This is a genomic window from Oleiagrimonas sp. C23AA (assembly GCF_011759385.1).
Taxonomy (GTDB): Bacteria; Pseudomonadota; Gammaproteobacteria; order Xanthomonadales; family Rhodanobacteraceae; genus Oleiagrimonas.
In genome coordinates, this window is sequence record NZ_JAARLY010000005.1 from 56,624 (window position 1) to 69,553 (window position 12,930).

At 63.3% G+C, this 12,930-nt stretch carries 11 protein-coding genes; 10 read left to right on the forward strand and 1 reads right to left on the reverse strand.

The window, feature by feature from the left end:
• Positions 1–8 precede the first annotated feature (8 nt).
• The 4 genes from pcp to HBF24_RS09795 all read left to right on the forward strand — a co-directional run bounded on the left by pcp (position 9) and on the right by HBF24_RS09795 (position 3,554).
• Positions 9–662 carry a pyroglutamyl-peptidase I gene (pcp, locus tag HBF24_RS09780; RefSeq protein WP_167172418.1) on the forward strand — a complete coding sequence of 218 codons (654 nt, stop codon included), beginning with the start codon at positions 9–11 and terminating at the stop codon, positions 660–662.
• 125 nt (positions 663–787) lie between these two features.
• Positions 788–1,756: an SDR family oxidoreductase gene (locus HBF24_RS09785; RefSeq protein ID WP_167172420.1), complete on the forward strand. Its 969-nt coding sequence runs from the start codon at positions 788–790 to the stop codon at positions 1,754–1,756.
• A gap of 375 nt (positions 1,757–2,131) precedes the next feature.
• Positions 2,132–3,082 (forward strand): NADP-dependent oxidoreductase, encoded by a 951-nt coding sequence (locus HBF24_RS09790; protein WP_167172422.1) that lies wholly within the window; start codon positions 2,132–2,134, stop codon positions 3,080–3,082.
• Positions 3,083–3,179: 97 nt separating this feature from the next.
• The gene (locus HBF24_RS09795; RefSeq protein ID WP_167172423.1) at positions 3,180–3,554 is read left to right on the forward strand and encodes a DUF2255 family protein; all 375 of its coding nucleotides are present in this window, start codon (positions 3,180–3,182) and stop codon (positions 3,552–3,554) included.
• Between the two features lie 99 nt (positions 3,555–3,653).
• On the opposite strand, the gene HBF24_RS09800 is transcribed toward HBF24_RS09795, so the two are convergent.
• Positions 3,654–4,559: a LysR family transcriptional regulator gene (locus HBF24_RS09800; protein ID WP_167172424.1), complete on the reverse strand. Its 906-nt coding sequence runs from the start codon at positions 4,557–4,559 to the stop codon at positions 3,654–3,656.
• Between the two features lie 184 nt (positions 4,560–4,743).
• On the opposite strand from HBF24_RS09800, the gene HBF24_RS09805 reads away from it, so the two are divergent.
• The 6 genes from HBF24_RS09805 to HBF24_RS09830 all read left to right on the forward strand — a co-directional run bounded on the left by HBF24_RS09805 (position 4,744) and on the right by HBF24_RS09830 (position 12,637).
• The gene (locus tag HBF24_RS09805; RefSeq protein WP_167172425.1) at positions 4,744–5,310 is read left to right on the forward strand and encodes a cupin domain-containing protein; all 567 of its coding nucleotides are present in this window, start codon (positions 4,744–4,746) and stop codon (positions 5,308–5,310) included.
• Positions 5,311–5,343: 33 nt separating this feature from the next.
• A complete protein-coding gene (locus HBF24_RS09810; protein WP_167172426.1) occupies positions 5,344–6,360 on the forward strand; it encodes a zinc-dependent alcohol dehydrogenase family protein in 1,017 nt (338 codons plus the stop codon).
• A gap of 85 nt (positions 6,361–6,445) precedes the next feature.
• Entirely contained in the window at positions 6,446–8,146 is a 1,701-nt protein-coding gene (locus tag HBF24_RS09815; protein WP_167172428.1) for a carboxylesterase family protein, read from the forward strand.
• A 289-nt stretch (positions 8,147–8,435) separates the two neighbouring features.
• Positions 8,436–8,954 carry a (2Fe-2S)-binding protein gene (locus HBF24_RS09820; RefSeq protein ID WP_167172430.1) on the forward strand — a complete coding sequence of 173 codons (519 nt, stop codon included), beginning with the start codon at positions 8,436–8,438 and terminating at the stop codon, positions 8,952–8,954.
• On the forward strand, positions 8,951–11,215 hold the full coding sequence (locus HBF24_RS09825; protein ID WP_167172432.1) for a xanthine dehydrogenase family protein molybdopterin-binding subunit: 2,265 nt from the start codon (positions 8,951–8,953) through the stop codon (positions 11,213–11,215). Before HBF24_RS09820 ends, HBF24_RS09825 begins: the two co-directional genes overlap by 4 nt.
• Positions 11,216–11,260: 45 nt before the next feature.
• The gene (locus tag HBF24_RS09830; protein ID WP_167172434.1) at positions 11,261–12,637 is read left to right on the forward strand and encodes a cytochrome c; all 1,377 of its coding nucleotides are present in this window, start codon (positions 11,261–11,263) and stop codon (positions 12,635–12,637) included.
• Positions 12,638–12,930: the final 293 nt, after the last annotated feature.

The following is a 12,930-nucleotide window of genomic DNA, read 5'->3' on the forward strand; positions in this document are numbered from 1 at the left end:
TAAAAGGCATGCGAAACCTCAACGTTCTACTGACCGGATTCGATGCTTTCGGCGGTGAAACCGAGAACCCGTCGTGGCAAGTGGCCCAGGCGCTGGACGGTCAGCGCATCGGCGAACATCAGGTGGTGGCCGAGTGCCTGCCCACCAGTTTTCGCAAGGCGCTCGGCCATCTGCTCAAAGCGATCAAGACGCACAGGCCGGCGCTGGTATTGTGCCTGGGACAGGCCGGCGGTCGCACGCGGCTCTCGCTGGAACGCGTGGCCATCAATCTGATCGACGCACGCATCGCCGACAATGAAGGTTGGCAGCCAATCGACATGCCGGTACTCGATGGCGGTCCCGCGGCATACTTTTCCACGCTGCCGATCAAGGCCATGCTGGGTGCGCTGCACGAGGCGCAGCTGCCGGCACACATGTCGCACAGCGCCGGCACCTTCGTCTGCAATCAGGTGTTCTACGGTCTGATGCATCACCTGGCCAAAAGCGATACACCCGCCGGCTTCATGCACATTCCCTACAGCTCGCAGCAGACCGCAGACAGCGGCCGCGATGCGCCCAGCATGAGCCTGGCCGACATGGAACAGGGCGTGCGCGTGGCACTGGCCTGCGCGCTGGATCCGACGCGGACCGCTCCCGAGCTCAGTGGCGGCAGCGAACACTGAATGGCCTGGGCAACGTCAGCTGTCTGCGCTTTGAACGACGGCAGCAACAGGTACTGCGCGTTCACTGTCGGCAAATGCGCCACGTGATTGGCTGGGGCTCCTGATTTCTCAAGGAGCCCAAGGCCATGAACAGCGCATCGTCCGGCGCCGACCGCCAGCGCGCCATCCAGGATGACATCGACCGTCACGAGGACGAACTGGGCCACGCCGCTGATCCGCATGCCGCGCAGACCGATGTCCGCCGGCACCCGGAAAATCCGCTACCGCGCCAGCATCAACACAAGCCCGGTTCCGAGGCCGACCTCAAACCTCGCCCGCAGTACAAAGCCCCCGACTACATCGGCAGCGACAAGCTCAAGGGCATGATCGCGCTGATCACCGGCGGCGACTCCGGCATCGGCCGTGCCGTGGCCGTGCTGTACGCTCGCGAAGGCGCCGATGTGGCCATCGTGCACTTGCCGGAAGAAGCCGAAGACGCCGCCGAAACCTGCCACCAGATCAAGCGGGAAGGGCGCCAGGCGCTCTCCATCGCCGGCGATGTGAAATCCCCAGACTTCTGCCGGCAGGCCGTGGAGAAAACCGTGCAGGCGTTTAGCCGTCTGGACATCCTGGTCAACAACGCCGCCTTCCAGGAGCACGCCCGCGACATCGCCGAGATCAGCGACGAGCATTTCGACGAAACCATACGCACCAACGTCTACGGCTATTTCCACATGGCCCGCGCCGCGCTTGAGCACATCGGGCGCGGCGGCAGCATCATCAACACCGGCTCGGAGACCGGTCTGGGCGGCAGTGGAGGGCTACTGGATTACTCCATGACCAAGGGCGCCATCCACGCCTTCACCAAGGCCCTGGCCAGCAACGTGGCCGACCGCGGCATCCGCGTCAACGCCGTGGCTCCCGGGCCGGTGTGGACACCGCTCAATCCGGCCGATCGCCCCGAGCAGGAAATCGAAAGTTTCGGCTCCAAGACCGATATCGGCCGCCCGGCACAGCCGGAAGAAATCTCCCCGGCTTACGTGTTTCTGGCCGCCCCCTCCTGCGCCAGCTACATCACCGGCATCGTGCTGCCAGTGATGGGCGCACCCATGTAAAGCTGGCGCCAGGCGAGCTATCGGTTAGCGACGCTTATAGGTGTTAGTAAGTGATGGGTCTTAATGAATGAGCGGGCAGACCCTATGCTGTGCGCCATGTGCTGAGTGCCGGGTTGCCCGGGCCATGCACCGTTTTTTTGCAGGCGTGAGCATCGGCGCTGCGCAACATGCAGCGGCCAGAGACATTCATTCATTCAGCCCGTTCCGATGCCTGGGTCCATACCGACGTTGGCACCACCGTTTGAGCCGTCAAAGCAGGGCTTGGCCTGGAGGGCGCCCCCCCTTGCCATCGTCAGTCGTGGTGTGCCGATTCCCCGACCCGTCAGCCTCGGGCAGCTATTCGGGCATTTTGTCAGCTGACTGAGGAGAAACGAGATGTACGCCATTGGACTGGAAAACTACGGCGGGCCTGACGTGCTGCATCGGGTCGAGCTTGCTGATCCGCAGCCCCTGGCCGGGCAGGTTCGCGTCAAAGTGAAGGCCGCGGCCATCAATCCTGTCGATGTAATGGTTCGCGAAGGGGAGCTGTCGGCGTTATTCAAGTCATTGGAGCCGCCGTTCGTGCCCGGCATGGACATCGCTGGCCATATCGATGCGCTGGGTGATGACGTGGATCCTGCCCTCGGGTTGGAGCAGGGAATGGCGGTGGTTGGCGTGGTCGACAACCAGGGTGGATATGGCGGTTACAGCGAGTATGTGTGTCTGCCTGCTGCCTCGGTGATACCCGCCCCGCCAGGAGTGCCGCTTGCGAAAGCTGCATCGTTCCTGATGAACGCGCTCACCGCGCGCAATGCGCTGGATACGCTGGACTTGCCAGCCGGTTCCCAGCTGCTGGTGACCGGTGCTGCCGGAGCGGTTGGCACCTTCACCGTGGCGCTGGCTCGCGAGGCGGGCCTGAACGTGGTGGCCATCGCCTCTGCGCAGGATGAACCGTATTTGCGCAGTATGGGGGTGGATCACTTCGTGGCGCGCGGCGATGACGCTGCGCAGCGGATGCGGGACATGATTCCGGCGGGTGTCGATGCGGTAGTGGATACCGCCGGGCTGCTGGAACGTATAGCGCCCGCCGTACGTGATGACGGCACCATCATTGCCCTGCGCTTTGTGCAACCAACGACGCTCGAGCGCGGTGTGCGCCTGATCTTTGTCAACGTGCGTGAGCGCGTCACCGATCACGCCTCCATCGCTCGCCTCGGCGAACAGGTGAAAAACGGCCTGCTGCCGCTGCGGGTCGCGGGGGAGTTTCCCGCCGATCAGGCGGCTCAGGCACATCGTCGCTTCGATGCCGGTGGCTTGCGCGGGCGGCTGGTGCTGACATTCGATTGAACGACGTGGCATGGATGGCCTGCATGCCAAGGCCGTCGACGCTGAGTCCAACGCCTGATGCTAACCGGCCCGTTACGGGCGCGACGGAGGTTTCCGCATGGCCGCATGGCCACAACAAGTGATCGAACAAATCGCCACTACCGACGACCTGCACATCGCGCCGTTCCGCGATGATGGAGAGACCTACGGCACCCTGACCTGGATCTGGTCGGTGGTGGTGGATGGCGCACTCTACGTACGTGCCTACAACGGACAGCGCTCGCGCTGGTATCGCGCTGCGCTGGCCCAGAAGGCCGGACGCATTCGCGCGGCGGGTATGACGTTGGAAGTGAACTTTGAACCTGTTTCCGGCGCCATCGATCATCGCGTCGATGAAGCGTATCGAACCAAATATGCCGGTAGCCCCTACCTGCACGCGATGATCGGGGAGCGCGCCCGCGCGGCGACCGTCAGGATCGAACCACGCCACTGAATCGGATCGCCGCGCATCGGCACATCCCGAGCTGACGGCATGGATGGCGTACGGTGATGGAACAAGCTGAGTTTCGCAGACAACGTGTACGCCTGCGTGCTAGTTGCTCGTACGCGCATGCAGGCGTAGCGCATCAAGCACCAATGAGAAGGCCGGCGACGGCTGACGACGGCTCGGGTAATAAAGGAAATAGCCCGGGAAGGGCGGGCACCAGTCCTCCAGTACACGTACCAGACGCCCGGCCTGAATATGTGCCAGCACTTCGTCTTCGGGCAGGAACGCTACACCCAGCCCGGCCCGCGCAGCGGAGACGATATGCGGTGAGGTGTTGAGCGTGAGCTGGCCATCGGCATGGATGTTCAAAGCCCGACCGTCGCGCTCGAACTCCCAGACATACAGCCCCCCGTACGTGGGCAGGCGCAGGTTGATGCAGGTGTGCGAAAGCAGATCCTCGGGCTTGCCTGGCACCGGATGGGCACTGAAGTATTCAGGGGAGGCCACCGCGGCCATTCGCAGAGCGGGCCCCACGGGGACGGCAATCATGTCCTTGTCGATGCTTTCACCCATGCGCACGCCCGCATCGAAGCGATCCGCGACGATGTCCCGAAACCCGTAGCTGACGTCAAATTCGATTTGCACGTCCGGGTATTCGCGCAGCAGGGGCGAGAGCTTGGGCAGAAGGATGGAATGCAGCACATGGTCTCCACACGTGATGCGCACGGTGCCTGCCGGCTTGTCCCGTAACGCCGACAACGCCTCCAGCTCGGCCTCGATTTCATCGAAACGATGACCGATGGCCTTGAGCAACCGGTCGCCGGCGGCCGTGGGCGACACACTTCGTGTGGTTCGAGTCAGCAGGCGAATGTCCAGGCGCTCCTCAAGCGTGCGGATGGTCTGGCTCAACGCCGACTGGGTAACCCCCAGAATGGCGGCAGCCCGGGTAAAACTCGATTCGCGTGCGACGGTCACGAATGCGAGCAAGTCATCGAAGTTGCGTCTGGCCATGGCGAAAGTTTCCCACGGGAAAATTATTAATTTCTCTAATAGAGCCATTCATAACTGATTAGCTAGAAAGTTTTCCAGGGCAGGCGGACACTGTGGCCCATGATTGGCGCCACCTGGCTTGCCGCCTGCCGGCCCATCGGCGCGAGCACCAGATAACGCGCAACCTCGTGCAAGGAGACCCGTCATGCCTCCCGTCGGTTTGACCCGAAGGCAGTTCATGCGTTTGTCGGCACTGGCGGGCGGCGGGCTGGCGCTACCGCGTCCCCTGCGGGCGCTCGCCAAGGGCGCGCCGCTATCTCTCACCCAAGGAAAAAAGGCAGAACACACCATGACTGCACCAATGCGTATCGACCGCAATGGTTCCCGTGCGTCCATCAAGGGGCCGGACAAGTTCTTCACCGGTGACGTGAGGATTGATCCGCTGTTCGAGCCCACCGAGCCCAGCCGTGTCTCCGCGGCACAGGTGACCTTTGAACCGGGAGCCCGCACGGCCTGGCATACGCACCCGCTGGGACAACACCTGATCGTGACCTCCGGACGCGGCTGGACGCAGTGCGAGGGAGGGCCGAAGAAGGAGATCCTTGCCGGTGACGTGGTTTTCTGCAACTGCGGACAAAAGCACTGGCACGGTGCCACCGACACCACCGCGATGAGCCATATCGCGGTTCAGGAATACCAGGATGGCTCGCCGGTCACCTGGCTTGAGCATGTGTCCGATGAACACTACATGAGCCCGGTCGTCGCCGACTGATCTTACCGTCACCTTCCGATTGGAGCCCTAAAGATGCTTGCCACTGTCTTACACGGTCCCGGCGATGTGCGTTTCGAGAACGTTGCCGATCCGCAGATCATCAAACCCACCGATGCGATCATCAAACTTGCCGCCACCTGTGTCTGTGGATCGGACCTGTGGCCTTATCGTGGTCTGCAGCCCCTGGATGGGCCGGCCGCCATGGGACACGAATATTGCGGCGTTGTCGTCGAGGTCGGAAGCGAGGTGAAAAACGTCAAGCCGGGCCAATTCGTGGTCGGCTCGTTTTGTCTGTCCGACAACACCTGCCCGCATTGCCAGTTCGGTTTCCAGTCCTCGTGTGAACAGCGCGAATTCATGACCGGAGCGCAGGCACCATATGCACGCGTCCCACTGGCAGACGGGACCCTGGTAGCCACCGCCGAGATGCCCGACGAGGACCTGATCCCCGGCTTGCTGGCCGCCTCCGATGTGCTGGGTACCGGCTGGTATGCGGCCGATGCCGCTCGCGTTCAGCCCGGCTCCACCGTGGTCGTGGTCGGTGACGGCGCCGTCGGCCTGATGGGGGTGTTGTCCGCCAAGCAAATGGGTGCTGATCGTATTATCGCGATGAGCCGGCACAAGAGCCGTCAGGCGTTGGCGCTGGAGTACGGCGCCACTGACATCATCTCCGAGCGTGGTGAGGCCGGCGTGGCCCGTATCAAGGAACTGACGCGGGGTGTGGGCGCCGATTCGGTGCTGGAGTGCGTGGGTACGCAGGAGTCGATGACGCAGGCCATTCAGTGCGCCCGTCCCGGTTCCATGATCGGCTACGTCGGCGTGCCACACGGTGTGCAGTTCGATGGCCAGCAACTTTTCTTCTCGCAGACGGGCATGCTCGGCGGGCCGGCACCGGTGCGCCGTTTCCTGCCCGACCTGATGGATCTGGTGCTGAAGCGGACCATCGACCCAGGCAAGGTGTTCGACCTGCAGTTGCCACTGGCCGACGTCGCCGAGGGATACCGCGCCATGGACGAGCGACGCGCCATCAAGACACTGCTTCGCGTCTGATGCCAGTTCCGTGGCGATGGCGTGTTGCTGTCGCCACGGTGCCACGCCCGGTGCCCGGGCCTGGGTGTGAGTGAGGACAACCATCGTGAACCCATCACATGGTCGAGAAGGCACCAACCTGTTGCGAAGAACCCTGCTCAAGGCCACCGCGGGCACGGCATGGCTGGCTGTCAGCACTGGTGGAACTGTCCGCGCTGCGGCGGTACCGGCAGCGCACGCCGCGCACCCTGTGGTTCGCACGGCATCAGGCCGCGTGCGGGGCGTCAGCCAGGGGGGTGTAAATCGCTTTCTCGGCATCCCCTATGCGCAAGACATCGGCGGACGGAACCGCTTTGCCAGGCCGCAGCCGGTAAAACCATGGCAGGGCGTACGCGATGCGTTTCGCTACGCCGATTCGTGCCCGCAGCAGGATACGGGCGTGGTCGGTCCCACGCCGGTGAGCCCGGCATTTCAGACGCCGTCTTACGTGCATGTCGGCGACAACTGCCTTGCGCTGAATGTGTGGACGCCGACCGATACCCGCCATTCCCACCCGGTGATGGTATGGCTGCACGGTGGAGGCTGGGTCAGTGGCAGCGGATCGTGCGCTATTTATGATGGCGAACGGTTGGCTGGTGGACATGATGTCACCGTGGTCACGCTCAACCACCGGCTGGGCGCGTCGGGTCTGACGGACCTCTCGCGTGTGCTTGGAGGCGACTTCGCCGACGCATCCAATCTGGGCATTCGCGACATCGTGGCTGCACTGGAATGGGTGCGCGACAACATCGCGGCTTTTGGCGGCGATCCGGATCGAGTCACGATCTTCGGGGAGTCGGGTGGTGGTTGGAAGGTGTCGACCATGTTGGGAGTTCCCGCGGCGAAGGGGCTGTTTCATCGCGCCGTCATCGAGAGCGGGCCGCTGACCCGATTCCTGCAACCAGGGCAAGCCGATGACGTGGCCAGAAAGGTGCTGCGTGCGCTCGACGTGACGCCCGATACCGCGGAGAAACTGCACACAATCTCCACCAAGGATGTCATTCGCGCGGAGGCGAGGGTGCTTGCCGATTCGCCCATGTCGATGCAGGTACCGGGCTTTCCAAGCAGCTTCTGGCCAGTGCTGGATGGAGACTTTATTCGCGCCAACGTGTTCGACCCGCGCGCGGTGCCCAGCAGTCTCGACGTTCCCTTGCTGATCGGACAGAACGGCACCGAATTCACGTTGTTCATGCTTGGCGACAAAGCCGCCTACACGCTGGATGCGGCTCAGCTCGAGCGGCGTGTCGCGCATCTGTTCGGCGATAATGCCGCGCTCGACATTTTGCATACGTATCGTCGCGACTTTCCCGATTACGATCCATCGAGCCTGTGGTTCCGGATTTTTTCCGATTACGGAATGGGCGTGCTCAGCTCGCACATCATGGACCTGCGGGCCGTACCTGGAGCCGCTCCGGTGTATGCCTATCGCTTCGATTGGCAGTCGCCAATACTCGCAGGGAAGCTGTATTCCCCGCATACCATCGAAATTCCCTTTGTCTTCGATAACGTGGTCACGCAAGCCGGAGGCGTGATGACGGGCGGTGGGCGCGAGGCCGCGACACTGGCCCAGACCGTTGCCAGCGCCTGGGCAACATTCGCGCGCACAGGCGTGCCGCGGGCAGAGGGGTTGCCTGATTGGCCCGCTTTCTCGAGTGCCGATCGTGCCAGCATGCACATCGACACTGTGAGCCGCATCGGCCCCTACATGGACCAGGATATGCTGGAGCTGTTCCACGCCAAGCTATGGAAGCAGGCTGGACTGGCGTGAGCCTCTCATGTGCCAGGCATGACGCATATGCTCCGGTCACTGCCGGCGGCCCGATCCGGAATGGCCATGCACGCAGATCGTCTGACCCCCTGGCACGAAAGCGGTCTTGGAATGGAGTGCCTTCCTGCCATGCCGGTGGCACGGATAGAGGCATGTGGTGTATGTGCCCGACATGGTCCGCACGGCCGTCAGAGACACTTCTGCCATGGTCGTGATGACCGGACGGCGGAACCCCGCTATGGTGATTTCATCAACCAACAAGGCAACCGCCAGAAGAGGTGGGACAGCTATGGAACTGCACATCAACGGCAAGACCTATTCCGTCCAGTCCGAGGGCGATACGCCTTTGCTGTGGGTGATCCGTGACGAACTGGGCCTGACCGGGACCAAGTACGGCTGCGGCATCGCTCAATGTGGCGCCTGCTCGGTGCTGGTGGACGGCGAAGTGATGCGTTCATGCGTAACGCCTGTCGAGGGGGTGAAAGGCAGGAACATCACTACTATCGAAGGGGTCGAGGAAGATCCCATTGGCCAGCGCGTGGTCGCCGCCTGGGTCGAGCATCAGGTGCCCCAATGCGGTTACTGCCAGTCTGGGCAGGTGATGGCGGCCACCTCGCTGCTCAAGCAAACGCCGCAGCCCAGTGAGGCGCAGATCGCCGCCTCCATGACCAACCTCTGCCGTTGCGGCACCTACAACGCAATCAGTGCCGCCGTGCAGGACCTGGCAGGCGGTGGACCTTCTGCCGCGGCCGAAAAGGCGCGGATGCAGGCGGCTACCGCCGCCAATGGCCGGGGGATGCGGTCATGAGCCAGTCGACCGATATCAACGGACACAACGAGACGTTCCCGACCGACGAGACCCCGACCAATATTTCCCGGCGACGTTTCCTGCTGGCCTCGGCGGGCGTTGCCGCCGGTGCGCTGGTGCTGGGCTTCGGCCTGCCGCTTGATACGGCGCGAGCAAGGGGTGCCACGGCAGCGGCTGGATCGCCGCCGAGGGTACCGGCATTTCTCGAGATCCGACCGGACGGCGGCATTCGCCTGCAAAGCCCTTTCAATGAAGGTGGACAGGGAATCTTCACCGCCATGGCGCAGATCGTCGGCGAGGAGCTGGACGCCGATCCGACCCATTTCCTGGTCGAGAACGCGCCGCCCGGCAAGCAATACACCGTGATGAGCAACGGCATGCGCATCACCGGTGGCAGCATGTCGGTACGCTTTGGCTACACCGCGATGCGCCGAATTGGCGCGCTGGCTCGTATGATGCTGCTGCAGGCTGCGGCACATCAGTGGGGTATTGCGGTCGGCGAGCTGACCACCGAGCCTGGACGCGTAATACACAAGGCCTCCGGCAAGAGTCTTGATTACGGGCAGCTGGCGCCGCATGCGATGGCACTGGCCGTGCCTGATGCAGACAGCGTCAAGCTCAAGGACCCCGGCCAGTTCCGCTGGATCGGCAAGCCGGTCAAGCGCGTGGACGTCTACGACAAATCCACCGGTCGGGTCGAGTACACCATCGATACGCGCGTGGACGGCATGCTGCAGGCAGCGGTGCAGCATGCACCGCGACTGGGCATGACGGTTGGCCGCATTCGCAACGAGGCGCAGATAAAGGCGATGAAAGGCGTGCACTCGGTGCACATCCTGGACGGCGCGGTGGCCGTGGTCGCCGAACGCTGGTGGAACGCCAAACGGGCCGCGGAAACGGCGCAAGTGGACTGGCAGGAACCCAAGCCGGACCCCTCGGCGCGACACATGCCGACGGACTTCTCCACCAAGTCCTATCGCGAACATTTGGCCAATGCTTCCGGTGATGGCGAGACCGCCGAATCGAAGGGCCATGTCGGTGACGCCCTCAAGGGCGCGCAAACCGTGGTCAACGCTACCTATTCCAGCCAGTACGTTCACCACGCGCAGCTGGAGCCGCCCTCGGCCCTGGCGCACTTTCACGACGATGGCACACTGGAAATCTGGCTGCCGAATCAGGCGCCGGACATGTTCCTGGCCGATATCGCCAAGCGGGCCGGTGTCGATGCGGACAAGATCATCCTGCACTCGCCAATGCTGGGCGGCTTTTTCGGGCGGCACTTCCTGTATGGGCCGGGCAATCCGTATATGCAGGCCGTACAGCTGGCCAAGGCCACCGGTCGGCCGATCAAGCTTATCTGGAGCCGTGAAGAAGAATTCCTGCGCGACCCCATGCGGCCCATGGCCGTGGTGAAATTTCGCGGCGGCCTGGACGCCAACGGCATGCCCGTGGCACTGGAAGCGATCAGCGCCACCGAAGGCCCCACCGAGGGCATTGCCAACCAGCGCTCCAAGAAAAAAGTCGATGACAGCGCGGTGGAGGGTCTGACAGGCAAGGCCTATGCCATTCCGAACCGGCGCATTGCCCAGCTATATGTGAAGACGCCCGCGATGCTCGCCTACTGGCGATCAGTGGGCCACTCGATGAACGATTTTCTCTACGAGACGTTTCTTGACGAGCTGGCCGACAAGGGCGGACAGGATCCCTTCGAGCTGCGCATGAAGCTGCTCAAGGGCAACCAGCGCCTAACGCACCTGCTTCAAGCCGTCGCCGAGCTGGCCGGAGGTTGGAAGCGCGGCCCATTCACGGCCGCCGATGGCAGCCGGCGGGCCCGAGGCGTGGCCATGGCCTCGCCATTTGGCAGTCAGACCGCCGCCATCGCTGAGGTTTCCCTCGAAAACGGTCAGGTGCGAGTCCACGATATTTGGCAGGCGGTCGATCCGGGCAGCATCGTCAATCCGGCGATCATCGATGCGCAGGTTGCCGGTGCCACGGCGTTGGGCTTGTCCGAGGTGCTGCTGGAGGAGGCCGTGTACGAGAACGGTCAACCCAGGGCGCGCAATTACGACATGTATCCGATCCTGCCACCGGATCGCATGCCGAAGGTGCACGCGCGCATCGTGGAAAGCGGCGCCAAGATGGGCGGCATCGGCGAACCGCCATTGCCGGCCACGCCGCCGGCCGTGGCCAATGCCGTGTCGCATCTGACCGGGCAGCGCATTCGCAGCATGCCCCTGTCGCAGTATGACTTCAGTGCCTGACGCCACCCCAACCTGACGAACCGCACCCAAGGAGCCATGTCGCCGATGAGCAAGCGCCGATACCGGAAAATCCTCGCTATTGTGGGAGCGGCCCTGGCGGTGGTGATCGCTGCCACCACATGGTTTGTCAACCGCAAGCCCGGTTCGCCTTTCGACGGTGTCAGCGCCAGCACCTCACCTTCGAAGGCGTTGATTGAGCGCGGCCGCTACGTGGCCCGGCTCGCCGATTGCGTGGCCTGCCACAGCACGCCGCATGGCAAGCCATTCGCCGGCGGACTGGAGATGTCCACGCCTCTGGGCTCGATCTACACCACCAACATCACTCCGGACAAGGCCACCGGTATCGGCGGGTACAGTCTGGCCGACTTCGCCAGGGCGCTGCGCCACGGCGTGGCAGGCGATGGCCACCGTCTGTATCCGGCCATGCCGTTTCCCTCCTACGCCAAGCTGGATGATGCCGATGTGCGCGCGCTGTACGCGTATTTCATGCATGCCGTTCGTCCCCAGCGTCAGCCAGATCGCAAAAGCGACATCGCCTGGCCGATGAACATGCGCTGGCCACTCGCGCTGTGGAGTGCGGTATTCACCGATGGCGGGACCTACCAGCGCAATGCGGCGCCGGCAGGCGTCGACGCCACGTTGTGGAATCGTGGCGCTTATATCGTGCAGGGACCGGGGCACTGCGGCAGTTGCCATACGCCACGTGGTGCGGTGATGAATGAGAAGGCCTATGACGGCAGCAGCCGGCAATACCTGGCTGGCGCGCTACTGGATGGCTGGTACGCGCCCAGTCTGCGCGGTGATGTGAATATCGGTCTGGGCCGCTGGAGCCAAGCCGACATCGTGCGTTTTCTCAGAGAAGGCCGCAACGCGCACGCGGTGGTCTACGGCTCCATGACCGACGCGTACAACAACTCCACGCAGTTCATGAGCGATGCCGACCTGAAGGCAATTGCCGTTTACCTGAAATCGCTGCCAGGCAACCCGAAGCAGGATGGCCCACCGTGGCAGTACCAGGACACGCCGAACCCGGCGCTGGGTTCCGGAGCGCATCCACAGGCAGCCGGGGCACGCCTCTATTTGGCCAAGTGCGGCTTCTGCCATGGCCGCGACGGACGCGGGCAGGGCACATGGATCCCGCCGTTGGCCGGCTCCGTGGCCTCCATGAGCCGTCATGATGCGTCGGCCATCAATATCACCCTGAATGGCTCGACCCATATCGTTGCGCAGGGCGTCCCCGATGGCTATCGCATGCCCGCATTCCGCCACCAGCTCTCCGATCGGGACGTCGCCGAGGTGCTCAGTTTCATCCGCACGTCGTGGGGTAACCGCGGTGGTTCGGTCAAGCCGCAGGACGTGAAGAAACTGCGTCAACGCACCAACCCGGCAAGCAGTGACGTCATCATCCTGCAGATGCGCTGACAGGTAACGCGGCGCGGTCACTGCACGTTTCCCGGCGGGGCGGGCCGTGCTCGCTGAAAAGCGGGAAAGACGAGTGTATTGACGCAACTCTCCGGCCAGCGTGGTCTGACCGCGTGGCCCGTACCTCCACGCCATCGCTGGTCAGCCGCTGCGCTCACGATTCACCAGCGGCACGTTTGATCGCGCGATGGACAGTCAGGCCTTAGCGAGCGGCCACGCCTTTCATTAGCCAGTCTTATATAGCATTTAAGAATACATTAGCTAGTCGCATTGCTCCTGGCGAGCGACACTGT